Source organism: Microbispora rosea, from assembly GCF_044460045.1.
GTDB classification, from domain to species: Bacteria; Actinomycetota; Actinomycetes; order Streptosporangiales; family Streptosporangiaceae; genus Microbispora; species Microbispora rosea.
The window spans coordinates 318,658-334,586 of record NZ_JBITJO010000008.1 but is presented as its reverse complement, the minus strand read 5'-3'; the positions used below and the strand labels follow the sequence as shown (position 1 = coordinate 334,586).

The following is a 15,929-nucleotide window of genomic DNA, read 5'->3' as shown; positions in this document are numbered from 1 at the left end:
CGCCCCACCGGGACTTCTTGACCCGAAACCCGCCGACCGACAGGAATTTCGACCCCCCGTTTCCGGGGCAACCCCTCTAACTTACCCGAACCCCCAGCCCGGCGCAAAACCACCGAGAACCAGAAGATCGAAAAGCCAAAGGAGCCGCCGGCAACCGCCGCGCACACACAAGACAACCACCGAAGTGATCGAAGAGGAGTGCGCCGAACCGCGCCGACACCACAAGATTACCAGGGTCCGGCACCGCCATGACCCGGTTCGAGAACAACGCCCTCACCGTGCGGGGTATTCCCCCGCTGCGCCGGCTCGGCCCGTGGGCAGCGGTCGTCGGACACGCGAGGCCGTGGCGGCTGTTCCCGCAGGTCGGAGCCTGGAGCGCACCCCGCATGCCATACGTGGCAAAACGGGCGAGCGTGCGGGGACAACCAGATCCGTCTCTCAGGCATCTACTTAGCGCCGCGGCGATCAGCCGGCACGGCATGGACGATCGGGGAGGCACGACGTGAAGGACGACAGCCGCGCATGGCCGTCTTCCCCGCGTCCCGCGACGGCTGCAGGTGGCCGCCGTCTTCCCACGCAACCGAACGTCAAGCCGCTCGCAATCGCCCCGCGCTACGAAGACGATGCGGAAGTCCCCGTACGGCGCCAACCCGGCCGCCCGGACTTCTGTCGCTGGAGGTGGCCATCATCATGCGGTCGGAGTTCGACGACATCCGCGCCCACATCACCGCCGAGCCGCCGCGGCCGAGCGAGTTGCTCGAGCTCGCGCACTCCCTGCTCGACGACCTGGAGCAGTTGCGGACCCGCGAGGCGATCCTGCGCTCGCACTACCTCGCTCTGCTGACCGCCGCCCGCGCCACCGTGGCCGCGGACTCCGCCGGGCACCCCGCCGCGCTCACCTTCCTGCAGCACGAACTGGCCGAGCACGGGCAGCTTCCCGACGGCGAGCAGGCGCAGCGGATCCTGTCGGACGCCGTGGCCGCGCAGTCCATGCTCGCCCACCTCGACGAGCCCGCGGGACCCCGTCGGTCCCGCGGCGCCCGCGGCCCTGTCTGCGGCGGAGTCAGCCGCAGTCTGCGGAGCTGAGCGGCTCAGCCACCGGGGATGAGCTCGTGCACGAAGACGACGTTGGGGTAGGCCGGGTTGTCGGTGTACCCCTGGACGTTGCCAAGGTAGGCCCGCTGGTAGTTCGAAACCCACGGCACCGCCACCACGGCCTTCTCGTCGATGAGCGTCTTCTGGAGTTCGGCGTACGCCGTCTCCGCGGCGGACCGGTCCTTCGTCAGCAGTGACGGCAGCCGGTCGATCTTCGCGTCGACGTCCCTGTCCTTGAGGTAGGTGAGGTTGAAGGACACCGGATCCGCGCTGTGGAAGACGTTGAGGAACCACGAATAGGCGTCGGCGTAGTCGGGCCACCAGTACATGACGAGGATGTCCTGTCGCTTGGCCGGGTCGGCGGCCTTGCCCTGGTCCCACTGCTGGGTCCACTGCATCGCCTTCGCGTCGAGCTGGACGTTCAGCTCGGCGAGCGCGCTCCTGAGCTTGCGCACGAGCAGTTCCTCGTCGTCGTCCCCCTGCGCGTACGTCAGTGTCAGGCGCAGGGGCCTGGCGCCCGGGCCGTACCCCGCCTCGTTCAGCAGCGCGGCGGCGGCGGTCAGGTCCTGCTTCTGGGGGAAGCCGGGCGTGTGCCCGAGCAGGCCCTCGGGGACGAGCCCGGAGGCGGGCGCCCCGGCGCCCTTGAGCGCGGTGATCAGACCGTCGTAGTCGATCGCCTTCTGCACCGCCTTGCGCAGCCGTACGTCGGTCAGCGGGCCCGAGGCGGTGTTGAACAGCACGAGCATGTTCTGGAACGACGGCACCTGGAGGGTCCGGACGCCCGCGGTCGTGCGGGCCCGGCGGTACAGCGCGGGGTTCAGCCGTTGCACGTAGCTCGCCTCGCCGCGCAGTAGCAACTGGTAGGCCCTGTTGAGGTCGGGCGTCACGCGGAACTCGATGTTCCGGTAGTGCGGGCCCTCCCAGCCGCCCCAGTAGCGGTCGAAGGCGCGCAGCACCAGTTCCTTCTCGCGGCCCTTCTTCCAGTTCGCCACCGTGTACGGCCCCGAGCCCGCGTCCCTGCCGGCCTGGAACCACTTCTTGAGGTCGCCCGCGCCCGCCGCCTGCGTGTCGTAGATGTACGCGGCGTAGTCGGCGGAGGCGATCAGGTCGAGCGGTGCGGCGTACTTCAGCCGGAACTCCACGGTGAGCGGGTCCTTGACCGTGATCTGCTGGACGGAGTCCCAGATGTAGGCCGCGCCGGCGCCCATCCGCTTGGTGCGCTCGACGGACGCCTTGACCGCGGCGGCGTCCACCGGCCGGCCGGTGTGGAAGACCACACCGGACCGCAAGGTGAAGGTCCAGACCTTGCCGTCGGACGCGCTCTGCCAGCGCTCGGCCAGGCGTGGCGCGGCCCTGCGCGTCCGGGGGTTGTACATCGTCAGCGAGTCGTAGACGTTCTGCATCGACATGATCTCGTTGGAGTACGAGCTCGCGGGATCCCAGTCGGTGACGACGTCGAGATTGGACAGGTAGACGAAGGTGGAGTCCTTCGTCGAGGGGAGGTTCGCGGCCGAGATCTCCCGGACCTCACCTCCGCCGCAGCCCGCCAGGGCCAGCACGGCCATCACTCCCAGCACGAGTAAACGGCGCATGCGTGCGGGTCCTTTCCGTGTCTACCATGATCGACGCTACTGCAAGATCACGATTGGACACGATATTTCCGGCTAACCGATCACAGACCCCTCATCCGACCCACCTCGCTGCTAGTCTCTATCCCTGTCGCAAAAAGGTTTTATGTGAGGCTTGTCCCTCACTGGGCGAGGTGCCATGAGTCCGCGCAGGCGTGACCGGCCGATCAGGTCCCGGCTCATCGGCCTGCTGCTCGTACCGCTCTTCTCGCTGATCGCCCTGTGGGCGGTCACCGCCGGCGTCACGATCGGCGAGAGCCTGAGCCTGCGCACCTACAACACGCTGTGGTCCACGCTCCGGCGGCCCGCCGACTCCCTGATCGTCGACCTGCAGGCCGAGCGCCTGACCACGGCCCGCTACCTCGGCACGCGCAGCACCACCGACCGCGACGCCATGGTCCTGCAGCGCCAGCGGACGGACAAGACCAGGGAGCAGGTCCGCACGCTCGCCCTGTCGAGCTCCTCCCGCTCGGCCACCACTCCGGCCATGCGCACGCAGGTCGACGAGATGCTGGCGGGGCTCAGCCGGATCGACGAGATCCGGGCGGAGGTCGACGAGGGGCTCTCCGAGCGGCTGCGCGCCATCGAGACCTACAACCTGGTCAGCGACTCGATCTACCGCATGCACTACAGCCTGGCGCTGATCGACGACATCCCGATCTACCAGCAGTCGCGTGTAGTGATCTCGCTCGGGTACGCCAAGGAGCTGCTGACCCGGGAGCAGGCGCTGGAGGCGTCGGTCGGCGCGTCGGGCGGCTTCACCGACGAGGAACGCAAGCTGTTCACCCAGCTCGTGGGCAACCGCCGGTTCCTCATCGACCAGGCGCTGCCCGAGCTGGACACCGGCCTGCGGCAGCTCCACGTCAACCTGATCACCACTCCGCTCTACCAGCGGCTGCGGCTGCAGGAGGAGCAGATCATCGCCGCGCCCAGGCTCTCGGCGCGTACGCAGCGGGTGTGGCAGTCGACCTCCGACGACCTGGCCGAGTCGTTCCAGAAGGCGCAGACGGAGGCGGCGGCCCTGCTCGCCGAGCGCGCCGCGCCGATCGCCGACTCGATCCTGCGGCGGGCCGTGCTGGTCGGAGGTTTCGGTCTCCTCGCGGTCGTCGCCTCGATCCTGATCTCGCTGCGGGTCGGCGGACGTCTCGCCCGCGAGCTGGCCGACCTGCGGCAGGCCGCGCTCGACCTGGCCAACAAGCGGCTGCCGGGCGTGCTGGCCAAGCTCAAGCAGGGCGACGACGTCGACGTGGCCACCGAGGCGCCCCCGCTGCAGACCGCGGGCGGGACCGCCGAGATCCAGGACGTGGGCCGGGCCTTCTCGACGGTGCAGGAGACCGCGGTGGAGGCCGCGATCGGGCAGGCCCGCCTGCAGCGGGGTGTCAGCCAGGTCTTCCTCAACCTGGCGCGGCGCAGCCAGACGCTGCTGCACCGCCAGCGGACCCAGCTGCACGGCATGCAGCGGCACACGACCGACCCGGACATGCTGGAGGAGCTGTTCCGGCTCGACCACCTGACGACCCGCATGCGCCGGCACGCCGAGGGCCTGATCATCCTGTCGGGCAACGCCCCCGGCCGCGCCTGGCGCAAGCCCGTCCCCATGTACGACGTCGTACGCGGGGCCGCGGCCGAGGTGGAGGACTACGCCCGGGTGAACGTGCTGCCGATGGAGGACCACGGGCTCGACGGAGCCGCGGTGGCCGACGTCATCCACCTCATCGCCGAGCTGGTCGAGAACGCCACGATCTTCTCGCCGCCGCAGACCACCGTGGCGGTGCGCGGCGAGCTCGTCGGCACGGGCTTCGTGGTCGAGATCGAGGACCGCGGACTCGGCATGACCAAGGAGCGGCTCGCCGAGCTGAACGAGCGTCTGGCCAACCCGCCGGAGTTCGACATCGCGGACACCGACCGCATGGGGCTGTTCGTCGTCGCGCGCCTTGCCGCGCGGCGGGACGTCCGCGTGACCCTGCGGCCCTCGCCCTACGGAGGAACTACCGCCATCGTGCTGATCCCATCCGTGCTCATGGTCGGCCCCAAGGACCCCGATCTCGCCCGTCTCGCCGCGGGAGAGGTCACCCCGGAGGACATCATCCTCGCCTCGCTGCAGCGGGGGCCTCAGGAGAACGAGAACACCGGCGAGGAGGACCGAAAGTGACGGAACGCATGCAGGACCAGTGGCTGGACGAGGAGGCCGGGCCGGTCGTGCCGGCCTACGCCCTGACCCGCGGACGCGTGCGGCCCTCCAGCCAGGACATCGACCTGGTCGCCATCGTGACCGCGACCGGCGGGCCCACTCCGGTGAGCCTCGGTCCCGAACAGTGGATGATCCTCAGCCTGTGCGCCCGCCCGGCGTCGCTGGCGGACATCGCCGCGGCGATCGACCTGCCGCTCGGCGTCGTACGCGTGCTGGTGGGCGACCTCCACGAGCAGGGTCTCGTGCAGGTGCGCCCACCCGCCAACGTCGCGCGCTTCCCCACCCCCGGCATCCTGACCGAGGTGATCAGCGGCCTGCGCGCGCTCTGATCCTTCTTCGGCGGTAGCCGGCGCCGGATCAGAGCGCGTGCGGGTCCTGGCGCGTATGGGTTGGAGCGCGTGTGGGTCAGAGCGCGTGCGGGTAGTGCCGCGCGGCGTGCTCGGGGGTGATGTATCCCTCCCGCAGGTCCGCGCGCACAACCTCGGGGTCGCGCTCGGCGGGCGGGCCGTACCCGCCGCCCGAGCCGGTGCGCAGGTGCACGACCGCGCCCTTGGGCAGGAAGATCCGCGTCTTCAGGGAGAAGTCCTCGGCGCGCCCGTCGGGATACTCCACCGTGAGCCGGTTGGGCCGGCCGGGCAGGCCGCCCTCCAGGCCCCAGGGCGCGAGCGCGGTCCTGGCCAGGCCCGCGGTGAGGTACTGGTCCTCAAGGATGCGGAAGGACAGGTCGAGCCCCAGGCCCCCGCGGTGACGGCCCGGGCCGCCGGAGTCCTCGGCCAGGGCGAGCCGCTCGATCCGCCAGGGGTTGCGCGCCTCCCACACCTCGGCAGGGGTGAAGCGGGTGGCCGACTCCGAGATGTACATGAGCGCGCTCGCGCCGTCGGCCGACGGTCCCGCGCCCTGGCCCACCGGGTGGGGCGCGCCGTCGGCCCACGGCTCGCCGGTCGCCTCGCGGTTGCCCCACCACACCAGGGCGTTGATGTCCCCGCCGCTGGCGGCCGGCACCGATTCCGGCACGGCCTCGGCCAGCGCCTTGATGATCAGCTCGATGGCGTGGTCGGAGGGGATGCCGTACATGAAGCAGGGCGCCGGCCGTACGGGGTGGAACAGCGAGCCGAGCCTGGTGACCAGCTCCAGCGGGCGGAAGTGGCCCTCGTTGGGCTGCTCGCCGGCCCCGGCGAGGAAGGCGACCGCGATCCTGACGGCCGCCACGGTGGACGGCAGCGGGCAGTTGACCGGCCCGCCGACCTGGTCGGGGCAGTCGGTCAGGTCGACGGTCACCGACGAGCCCTCCACGACGACCCGGACGCCGAACGGGATCGGCGTGCCGTTCACGCCGTCGGAGTCGATGACGCTGGACTCCTGGTAGACGCCGTCGGGCAGGCGCTCGAACCAGCCGCGCACCAGCGCCTCGCCATGGGCGTACATGCGGGCGACGCAGCGGCGGAAGGTGTCCAGGCCGTGCCTGCGCACCAGCGCGCCGAGGGCCTCCGCCCCGGTCCGCGCCCCGGCCACCATCGCGTTGATGTCCCCGATGACCATCTCCGGCATCCGGCTGTTGGCCAGGATCATCCGGTAGACGTCGCTGACCAGCCGCCCGGCGTCGTACAGCTTGACGCCGGGGAAGATCGTGCCCTCCTGGTGGACGTCGACCGTGTCGGTGCAGTAGGGGTCCTTGCCGCCGATGTCGAGCCAGTGGGCCTTGATGGCCGAGTAGGCGACCAGCGTGTCCTCGTGGAAGATCGGCACGACCATGGCGGCGTCCTGGGGATGGGAGCCGGTGCCGTACGGGTCGTTGTAGAGGATCACATCGCCGGGGCTGAGCGCGGCCGGACCGCCGACGCCCTCGACGGCCTCCCGCACGCAGAAACCGAGGGTGCCCATGAACGCCGGCAGTGTCGGGGCCTGCGCCAGCATGCACATGTCGGCGTCGTAGAAGGCGACGGCGAAGTCCAGCGCCTCGTAGATGATCGGTGAGAACGCGGTGCGGATCAGCGACTGCTTCATCTGGTCGGCGGCCGCGTTGAGGCCCTGCCGGATGATCTCGGTGGTGACGGGGTCGGCGCCGTCGCCCAGGCCGGGGTGGGCCTCCGCGTATCGGGTGCGGACGATGGTCATGCGCTGTCCTTCCGTGTGATCAAGAGGCAGCCGCTCTCGTGCGTCTCCGCCGCGAATCCGGCGTCCACGTAGGTCGTCGCGGTCGGCTCCACCACCAGCAGCGGGCCCTCGGCCACGCCGTCCAGGTCCTCCCGCCGTACGACCGGGGCCTCGGTCCAGGCGCCCCGGCGGAACGACCACAGCCGCGTCGTCCCCCGCCCGCTCCCGCCGGACGGCGGGGCCGGCACCATCGGGCGGTCCGCGTCGAGGACCACCCTGCCGGTCGCGCGTACGGTGACGATCTCCAGTGGGTCGGGCAGGGTGTGGCCGAACGCCCGGTGGTATGCCTCGGAGAACCGGGCCGACACGGAAGCCACGTCGTCCTCACCCAGCCGCACCGGGATCGTCAGCGTGTGCTCCTGTCCCCGGTGACGCAGGTCGAGGTCCACCTCGCGTACGGCTCCGGGCTGCGCGAGCCGTTCGAACAGCGTCTCCGTGACCCGCTCGACCAGCGGCAGCGCCTCGTCGTCCAGGGGGCGCACCATGGTGCGGGCCGCCGTCCGCACGATGTCGGCCTGCACCAGGCCGACGGCGGAGAAGTTGCCCGCGTTGGGCGGCACGACCACGGTGTCCACGTCGAGCTCGTCGGCGAGCAGGCAGCCGAACACCGGTCCGGCGCCGCCGAAGGCGACCACGGCCCCGCCGCGCGGGTCCACGCCCCGCTCCACCGTCACGCCGCGTACGGCCTGGGCCATGTGCGCGGCGGCGATCCTGACCACGCCGACCGCGACCGCGTCCACGCCGTCGATGCCGGTCGGTTCCGTGAGCGGCGCGAGCGCGCGGGCCGCCGCGTCCTCGGACAGTTCGATGCCGCCGGAGATGTGCCCGCGGGGGATCATGCCGAGGTGCAGGGCGGCGTCGGTCACCGTCGGCTCGGTCCCGCCGCGCTGGTAGCAGGCGGGCCCGGGGTCGGCGCCCGCGCTGCGGGGGCCGACGCGCAGCAGGCCGCCCGCGTCGGCGTACGCCACCGAGCCGCCGCCCGCGCCCACCGACCGCACGTCCACCCAGGGGCTCTGCAGCGGCAGGCCGACGACCTCGCCCTGGTAGAGCAGCGGGAGCCGCCCGTCCTCGATGAGCGCGGTGTCGAAGCTGGTGCCGCCCACGTCGGCGGCGACGGCCGTGCCCATGCCGAGGGAGGGGCCGAGCGAGGCGGCCAGGCGGGCGGTGGCGGCGGCCCCGGCCACCGGGCCGGACAGGATCGTCTCGAACGGCCGGGCCGCGGCCTCGGCCAGCGCCAGCGCGCCGCCGCCGGACCGGGTCACGAGCAGCTCGCCCGCGAACCCCCTCACCCGCAGCTCGTGGTCGAGGTTGTGCAGGTAGGGGCCCATGCGGTGGCGGACGAAGGCGTCCACGACCGTGGTGCAGGTGCGCTCGTACTCCCGGTATTCCCCCGAGACCTCGTGCGACAGCGAGACCGGCCCGGCGAACCCCGCCTGCCTGAGCAGCTCGGCCGCCCGCGCCTCGTGCGCGGGGTTGGCGTAGGAGTTCATCAGCACGATCGCGACGGCGTCCACGCCCTCGGCGGCGAACGTCTCGGCGGCCCGCCGCACGTCCTCCGGCTCCAGGTCGCGTACGACCGAGCCGTCGGCGGCCACCCGCTCGGCCACCTCCAGGCGCAGCCGCCGGGGCACGAGCGGCGGCGGCGGGGTCCAGAACAGGTCGTAGGGGTCGTCGCGGTCGCCCCTGCGGATCTCCAGCACGTCGCGGAACCCGGCCGTGGTGAGCAGGCCGACGGTCGCGCCCCGCCGTTCGAGCAGCGCGTTCAGCCCCACGGTGGTGCCGTGCACGAAGTGCCGGCAGCGCGCGAGCAGCTCCGGCGGCACCGCCGCGTCGACCGCGGCGAGGACCCCGCGTTCGGGGGCGGACGGCGTGGTGGGCTGTTTGGCGACCCTGATCTCGCCGGTCGCGGCGTCGTGCAGGACGAGGTCGGTGAAGGTGCCGCCGACGTCCACTCCGATGACCGTTGTCATGCCTGGCAACGTAGATGCGGCCGCGCGCCGCGTCGATGTGTCCTCACGACGACGAGATCGTCGTTGTTGTCCCGGGGAGACAGTCGTAGTCGAGGACCACGTGGCAGGCGAGTTGGAGCGCGAAGCGGGTCTGCGGGTCGGACAGGTCGGCGTCGAGCGCCTCGGCGATGCGCCTGATCCGGTGGGCCACCGCGTTGGGATGCAGGCTGAGCAGCTCGGCCGCCCTGGTGCGGGAGCCCCAGCTGTCCAGGTAGGCCTTCAGCGTGGGCAGCGCGTGGGCGCTGAGCGCCCCAAGGCGTTCCAACGGGGCGAGCATGTCCCTGGCGGCCACCAGCGCGCTCTCGCTGCCGCTCAACTCCGCGAGGAGCGCGTGCACCCCGAGCCGGTCGAACCGCACGACCTCCCCGGCCGCGGCGCGAGCGGCGGCCGCCCGCGCCTGCGCGGCCGTACGGCGCAGCCCGTCCGGCCCCGCCTGGCAGGTGCCGAGCCCTGCTCCCGTGCCTCCCGCCGCCGAACCCCCTGTCCCCACGACCGACGGCCACAGCGCCGATGACCGCTGCGCCGGCGACCGCTGTGCCGACGACCGCTGTGCCGACGACCGCTGCGCCGACGACCGCTGCGCCGGCGGAAGGTCGATGGTCGTCCGCTCGTCGGCGGTGAGGAGCACGAGCACGCCGTCCTGCCACCGGGTGACCAGCGGCGGCGCGGACAGCTCGGCCGTCCCGCCGAGACCGAGCGCGCCGGGCAACGCGGCGGCGATCCCGCGTGCCTCCCGGAGCACCGGATCCGCCGCCCCCGGGGGCGCGTCGCCGCCGGGGTCGCGCAGGAAGACGGCGACGTGCCAGCCGTCCACCGGGACGCCCTCGTGCCGTGCGCGGCGGGCGGCGATCCGGGTGTCCTTGGCGCCGAGCAGGGCCAGCAGCGCGCGCTCGCGGGCCGCCTCCGCCTCACGCGCGGCCGCCCGCACCCGGCCGAGCGTGGTCGCGACGACCTGGGCGACGATCGCCGCCGCCGGGTCCTCGCCCTCCCAGCACACGTAGCCGTCCGGCCGGCCGCCGACCCGGATCACCGTCGCGTTCGCCCCGGGGCCGGCCAGGCCGGCGACCACGTACGCGACGCCGACGGAGGCGGACGCCGCGCGCAGGATGTCCTCTTCTCCCGCGCCCTCCATCGCGCCGATGCCGTCGATCGCCTCGCGCGTACGGCGCAGCAGCAACCCGGGATCGGCGCGTACGGCCGCGCTGAGACCGAGCACGGTGTCCGACAGCGAGTGGTCGGAGGCACCGGCGAGCAGCGCGACCCGCTCCCGCCTGGCCAGCTCCACCATCTCCGGCGTCGTGCCCGAGGGGCCGGGCAGCACGATCCCGGCGAGGCCGCCGCGTCCGGCCAGGCGCAGCGCGTCGAGCACGTCGCACGACCGCATGGCGTGACGGGACAGGATCGCCAGCGCGCCGGGGGCCGCCGTGGTCAGTTCGCGCATCTCGTCGACGAGGACCACGCTGCCGACCTCCCGGGCGTCCCAGGGTCCGGCGACGAGCGTCAGCCTGCGGCCCGCGGGCGTCCTGAGCAGGTCACTGACGCGGCGCATCGGGGGTCTCACCTCCATGGGGGACGCGCGGAGCCGAGGAGGCCGGGGTCTGCAGCACCTCCTCCGCGCGATGACATGCCACCCTACGCCCCTCCACCTCACGCGCCTGCGGAGTCTCCTCCCGGCAGCGGTCCACCGCGAGAGGACAGCGCAGCCGGAACGGGCACCCCGTCTCCGCCGCGGCCGCCTCGGTCCGCCCGGCAGCGCGCGGGGGCTCGCCGCCGAGGCGCGGCACCGCGTCGCGCAGCGCCCGGGTGTACGGGTGGGCGGGCCGGGTGAGCAGCTCCCCGGTCGGGCCCGACTCGACGACCCGCCCGGCGAACATGACCGACGACGTACGGCACAGCCGCCCCACGACGCCGAGGTTGTGCGTGATGAGCAGATAGCCGAGCCCGTGCTCGGCGGCCAGCCTCTCCAGGAGGTCGAGGATCCTGGCCTGCACGGTGACGTCGAGCGCGCTCGTGGGCTCGTCGAGCACCAGCAGCCGCGGCTCCACGGCCAGGGCTCGGGCGATGGCCACGCGCTGCCGCTGCCCGCCGGACATCTCGTGCGGCCTGCGGGCGGCGAGCCCGGGGTCGAGTCCCACGTCGGCGAGGAGCGCGGCGACCCGGTCCGCCCGCTCGGTCCTCGACATGCGGTGGTGGGTGGTCAGCGCCTCGGCGATCGACGCTCCGGCCGTCATGCGGGGGTCGAGCGCCTCGCTGCCGTCCTGGAAGACCGGCTGCACGGCCCGGCGGAACTCGGCCCGGCCCGCCCTGCCGAGCCCGGCCAGGTCGCCGGCGCCGTACCGGACGACGCCGGAGCGGGGGCGCATCAGACCGAGCAGGGCGCGGGCGAGCGTGGTCTTGCCCGAGCCGCTCTCCCCGATCAGTCCCACTCCGCCCTCGTCCACGGCGAGGCTCACGTCGTGGACCACCGCCGTCGTGCCGTAGGCGAGGGTGACCCCCTCGGCGGCGAGCAGCGTCATGCCCCCTCCTCGGCTTCGGGTAGCGCGGGCCCGGCCTCCGGTAGTGCGGGCGCTGCTTCTGGTAGTGCAGGCACGGCGGCGATCAGCTCGCGGGTGTAGGAGTCGCGCGGCCGGGTGAACACCTCGGCGGCGGGCCCGCTCTCCACCACGGCGCCGTCGCGCATCACCACGACCCGGTCGGCGATCGTGGAGACCAGCGCGAGGTCGTGGGAGACCAGCAGCACGGCGAGGCCGCGCTCGTCACGCAGGCGGCGCAGCACCCCGACCACCTCGGCCTGCACGGTCACGTCCAGGGCGCTGGTCGGCTCGTCGGCCAGCACGACCTGCGCGCCGAGCGCGAGGGCCAGCGCGATGGCGAACCGCTGCGCCTGGCCGCCGGACACCTGGTGGGGGTAGCGGCGCAGGATGCCCGGGTCGAGCAGCACCGCGCGGACCCCCTCCTCGGCCCGCTCCCGTGCGTCCGCGCCCTTGACGCCGTGGCGGGCGAGCGCCCGGCGCATCAGCGTGCCCAGGCGCATGGTGGGGTTGAGCGCGGCCTGCGGGCTCTGCATCACCAAAGCGGCCCGCGAGCCGCGGATCTCCCGCAGCCGGGCCTGGCTCGCCGTGAGCACGTCCAGGCCGCCGACCGTGATCCGGCCGGAGACGTCCGCGCCGTGAACGAGGCCGAGCGTGCTGAGCAGGGTGGTCGTCTTGCCCGACCCGCTCTCGCCGACGATCGCCACGCACTCCCCCGCGGCCACGTCTAGCTCGGGGACCGACGCGATCACCCGGTCGCCGATCCGCACGACGAGATCTCTCACGCTGACCAAACTCATCGCGACAGCCTCGCCCTCAGTCCCTCGCCGAGCACGTTGAACGAGAACGCGGTGACCAGGATGGCGAGGCCGGGGAAGGTCACCACCCACCAGTCGGTGGTGAACAGCGACTGGCCCTGCTGGACCATCAGCCCCCACTCCGAGGTCGGCTCGTGGGCGCCCAGCCCGAGGTACGACAGCGCGGCGGCGGTGAGGATGACCCCGCCGCCGTCCAGCGACAGCTGGACCAGCACCGGCGTGAGCGAGTTCGGCAGCACGTGCCGCAGCACGATGAGCGGTGCGGGCACGCCCAGGCACCGCGCGGAGTCGACGAACCCGCGCGTGGCCACGGACGCGGCGACCGACGCCGTGAGCCGGGCGTACCACGGCCACCAGGTGACCGCGATCGCGACGATCACGGTGGTCACGCTCGGCTGGAGCACCACGGCGAGCGCCAGCGACAGCAGCAGCGCGGGGAAGGCGAGGAAGACGTCGGTGACCCGCATGATCACGTCACGGGCCCAGCCGCCGGCGTACCCGGCGACCACTCCCAAACCGACGCCGACAACCCCGGAGATCGCCAGCACCGCGACGGCGATCAGCAGCGAGGTGCGGGCGCCGAACAGGACCCGGCTGAGCACGTCGCGGCCGACCTGGTCGGTGCCGAACCAGTGGGCGCCGCTCGGCGGGAGCAGCGACTCCAGGGGATGCGTGGCCGAGCCGCCGTCGTCCGGGTAGGGGGCGATCCACGGCGCGAGCAGCGCCGCCAGCACGACGACGCCCAGCAGCACGCCCCCCGCCACCGCGAGGCGGTCCACCCCCGCCAGGTGCCGCAGCGGCGTACGGCGGAACGTGGTCAGGGCCGGAGCGGTCATCGCGCCCTCACCCTCGGGTCGACCACGCCCTGGAGGAGGTCCACGGCGAGGTTGGCGACGACGTACAGGACGGCGACCAGCAGCGTGACCCCGGCAATGGCGGGAGTGTCGAGCGAGCGGATCGAGTCGGCGGCATACCGTCCGAGGCCCGGCCAGTTGAAGACGGCCTCCACGAGGAAGCCGTTCACGATCGAGTACGCGAAGACGAGCGCGATCAGCGACAGCACCGGGTTCAGCGCGGGCCGCAGGGCGAACCGGGTGAGCACCGCGGTCTCGCCGAAGCCGAGCGCGCGCTCCAGCCGGGCGTGGTCGCGCGACGACTCCTCGATGAGGGCGGCCCTGGTCATCTGGGCCACCACCCCGGCCGGATACGCCGCGATCACCAGGGCGGGCAGCACCAGGTGTGCCAGCGTGCTCGTGAGAATCGGCCAGTTGCCGGTGATCAGCGCGTCCACGGCCGTGATGTTGGTGTAGAGGTGCAGGGGGCTGGTCCGGTCGAGCGACGCGTCGTACTCCCCCGCGACGGGGAACCAGCCGAGCCCGCTGGCGAAGACCGTCTGCAGGGCCAGCGCCAGCCAGAACACCGGCACCGACACGGCCAGCATCGACGACAGCCGCACCGACAGGTCGGGCAGCCGGCCCTTGTAGCGGGCCGCGGCGATCCCCAGCGGGATCCCCACGACCAGTGCGATGATCAGCGCCGCGCCCACGAGCTCCAGGGAGGCGGGGAAGGCCTGGAAGAGGTCGTCGCGCACGGGCTGCCGGGTGTGCAGGCTCGTCCCCCAGTCGCCGCCGAGCAGGTCGCGCACGTAGTTCCACAACTGCACCGGCAGCGGGTCGTCCAGGCCGAACCGCTGCCGGGCCGCGGCGAGCTCGGCCGCCGTCGCCTTCGGCCCGGCGTACGCCACGGCGGGGTCGCCGGGCACCAGGCGCATGATGGCGAACGTGAGGACGATCACGCCGGCCACGACCAGGAAGGCCTGGCCGAGCCGGCGGATCAGATACCTCGGCATGATCAGGCGCCGGGCTTCAGGTCGTAGACGAACACCACGTTGGGATAGGCCGGGTTGTCCACGTATCCCTGCACCGACTTGGCGAACGCCCGCTGGTAGTTCTGCACGTACGGCACGGCCACCGCCGCCTGCTCATTTATGATCTTGTTCTGGAGGTCGGAGTACGCCTTCTCGGCGGCGTCCTTGTCGGTCGCCGTGAGCGCGGGCAGCTCGTCGATCTCCTTGTCGATCGCCGCGTCCTTCAGGTAGGAGAGGTTGAACTGCACGTCCTTCTCGCCGTGGAAGACGTTGACGAACCACGAGTAGGCGTCGGCGTAGTCGGGGAACCAGTACATGACGAAGATGTCCTGGCGCTTCGACGGGTCCTTCGCCTTGCCCTGGTCCCACTGCGTGGTCCACTGCAGCGGCTTGGCCGACAGCTTCACGTTCAGCTTGTCCAGCGCCGAGGAGAGCAGCGTGACCAGCAGTTCCTGGTCGGCGTCGCCCTGGGCGTAGGTCAGCGTGAGGTCGAGCGGCTTGCCGCCGGGGCCGTACCCGGCCTCCTTGAGCAGCGCCTCGGCGCCCGCGAGGTCCTGCTTGGGCGTCATGCCGGGGATGTTGCCGAGCAGGCCCTCGGGAACCAGGCCGCTGGCGGCCACGCCCGCGCCCTTCATCGCCGCCACGAGGCCGTCGTAGTCGATCGCCTTCTGCAGGGCCTGGCGCAGCTTCACGTCCTTGAGCGGGCCGTCGGCCGTGTTGAACAGCACGAGCAGGTTCTGGAACGACGGCGTCTGCGAGGTCTGCACCGTGTCCGTGCTCCCCGCCTGAGCGAACAGCTGCGCGTTGAGCCGCTGGACGAACGACACCTCGCCGCGCTGCAGCAGCTGCCAGGCGGTGGTCAGCTCCGGCGTGACCCGGTAGGCGATCTTCTTGTAGTGCTGGCCGTCCCAGCCGCCCCAGTAGTCGTCGAACGCCTTGAGCGTGAGCTCGGTCTCCTTGCCCTTCTGCCAGCTGTCGATCGTGTACGGCCCGGAGCCCGCGTCGTGGCCCTCGCCGAACCACTTCTTCAGGTCGCCGGAGTCGGCCGTGGTGTCGTAGACGTACGACGCGTAGCCGGCCGAGGCGATCAGGTCGAGCGGCGCGGGGTACTTGAGCGTGAACTCGAGCGTCGTGGCGTCCTTGGCGTCGATCTTCTTGACCGCACCCCAGATGTAGGCCGCGCCCTGCCCCTCCTTCATCGTGCGCTCGATCGCGGCCTTGGCCGCCGCGGCGTCCACCGGCTTGCCGGTGTGGAACTTCGCGCCCTCGCGCAGCGTGAACGTCCACTTCTTGCCGTCCGGCGAGGAGGTCCACGAGGCGGCCAGCCGCGGCTCCGCCTTCTTCGTCTGCGGGTTGTAGCGGGTCAGCGACTCGTAGATGTTCTCCATCGCGATGTTCTCGTTGGAATACGAGCTCGCGGGGTCCCAGTCGGTGACGACGTCCAGGTTGGGGACGTACACGAACGTGCTGTCGGCCGTGCCTGCGGCCGAGCCCGCCGAGGAGCCGGGCTCCGGGGAGGAGTCGGCGGCGCCCCGAACCTGCCCGCCCGAGCAGGCCGCGGCGGTGACGGTCACGGCGGCCACGGCCCCCGCGGCGAGAAGACGCATGTGCCAGCGCATGTGAGGGAGTTCCTTTC

The 15,929-nt window shown here is 72.3% G+C and carries 12 protein-coding genes; 3 read left to right on the top strand and 9 right to left on the bottom strand.

What is annotated here, in order from left to right:
- Positions 1–690: 690 nt before the first annotated feature.
- Positions 691–1,086 (top strand): hypothetical protein, encoded by a 396-nt coding sequence (locus ACIBK1_RS30600; protein WP_231513833.1) that lies wholly within the window; start codon positions 691–693, stop codon positions 1,084–1,086.
- Positions 1,087–1,091: 5 nt separating this feature from the next.
- Here ACIBK1_RS30600 and ACIBK1_RS30595 read toward each other — a convergent pair whose 3' ends face one another.
- Positions 1,092–2,687: an ABC transporter substrate-binding protein gene (locus tag ACIBK1_RS30595; RefSeq protein ID WP_030507362.1), complete on the bottom strand. Its 1,596-nt coding sequence runs from the start codon at positions 2,685–2,687 to the stop codon at positions 1,092–1,094.
- Between the two features lie 175 nt (positions 2,688–2,862).
- Between ACIBK1_RS30595 and ACIBK1_RS30590 the strand changes: the two genes are divergently transcribed.
- Positions 2,863–4,875: a sensor histidine kinase gene (locus ACIBK1_RS30590; protein WP_076433835.1), complete on the top strand. Its 2,013-nt coding sequence runs from the start codon at positions 2,863–2,865 to the stop codon at positions 4,873–4,875.
- Positions 4,872–5,243, top strand: coding sequence for a DUF742 domain-containing protein (locus tag ACIBK1_RS30585; RefSeq protein ID WP_231513834.1), 372 nt, complete (start codon positions 4,872–4,874; stop codon positions 5,241–5,243). The genes ACIBK1_RS30590 and ACIBK1_RS30585 overlap by 4 nt, the downstream gene beginning before the upstream one ends.
- 76 nt (positions 5,244–5,319) lie before the next feature.
- On the opposite strand, the gene ACIBK1_RS30580 is transcribed toward ACIBK1_RS30585, so the two are convergent.
- From ACIBK1_RS30580 to ACIBK1_RS30545, 8 genes are read right to left on the bottom strand one after another with little or no spacing between them, the layout of a single operon-like run.
- Complete coding sequence (locus tag ACIBK1_RS30580; RefSeq protein WP_396739135.1) at positions 5,320–7,029, bottom strand: hydantoinase B/oxoprolinase family protein; 1,710 nt, start codon at positions 7,027–7,029, stop codon at positions 5,320–5,322.
- Positions 7,026–9,038, bottom strand: coding sequence for a hydantoinase/oxoprolinase family protein (locus ACIBK1_RS30575; RefSeq protein ID WP_396739133.1), 2,013 nt, complete (start codon positions 9,036–9,038; stop codon positions 7,026–7,028). Before ACIBK1_RS30575 ends, ACIBK1_RS30580 begins: the two co-directional genes overlap by 4 nt.
- A gap of 43 nt (positions 9,039–9,081) precedes the next feature.
- Positions 9,082–10,626, bottom strand: coding sequence for a PucR family transcriptional regulator (locus ACIBK1_RS30570; protein ID WP_396739131.1), 1,545 nt, complete (start codon positions 10,624–10,626; stop codon positions 9,082–9,084).
- The gene (locus ACIBK1_RS30565) at positions 10,610–11,593 is read right to left on the bottom strand and encodes an ABC transporter ATP-binding protein (protein WP_051761572.1); all 984 of its coding nucleotides are present in this window, start codon (positions 11,591–11,593) and stop codon (positions 10,610–10,612) included. Before ACIBK1_RS30565 ends, ACIBK1_RS30570 begins: the two co-directional genes overlap by 17 nt.
- Positions 11,590–12,408 carry an ATP-binding cassette domain-containing protein gene (locus ACIBK1_RS30560; protein ID WP_396739129.1) on the bottom strand — a complete coding sequence of 273 codons (819 nt, stop codon included), beginning with the start codon at positions 12,406–12,408 and terminating at the stop codon, positions 11,590–11,592. Before ACIBK1_RS30560 ends, ACIBK1_RS30565 begins: the two co-directional genes overlap by 4 nt.
- Positions 12,405–13,262, bottom strand: a complete 858-nt coding sequence (locus ACIBK1_RS30555; protein WP_030507370.1) for an ABC transporter permease — start codon at positions 13,260–13,262, stop codon at positions 12,405–12,407. Before ACIBK1_RS30555 ends, ACIBK1_RS30560 begins: the two co-directional genes overlap by 4 nt.
- Positions 13,259–14,275, bottom strand: a complete 1,017-nt coding sequence (locus tag ACIBK1_RS30550; RefSeq protein WP_030507371.1) for an ABC transporter permease — start codon at positions 14,273–14,275, stop codon at positions 13,259–13,261. The genes ACIBK1_RS30555 and ACIBK1_RS30550 overlap by 4 nt, the downstream gene beginning before the upstream one ends.
- A 2-nt stretch (positions 14,276–14,277) precedes the next feature.
- Entirely contained in the window at positions 14,278–15,912 is a 1,635-nt protein-coding gene (locus ACIBK1_RS30545; RefSeq protein WP_030507372.1) for an ABC transporter substrate-binding protein, read from the bottom strand.
- Positions 15,913–15,929 lie beyond the last annotated feature (17 nt).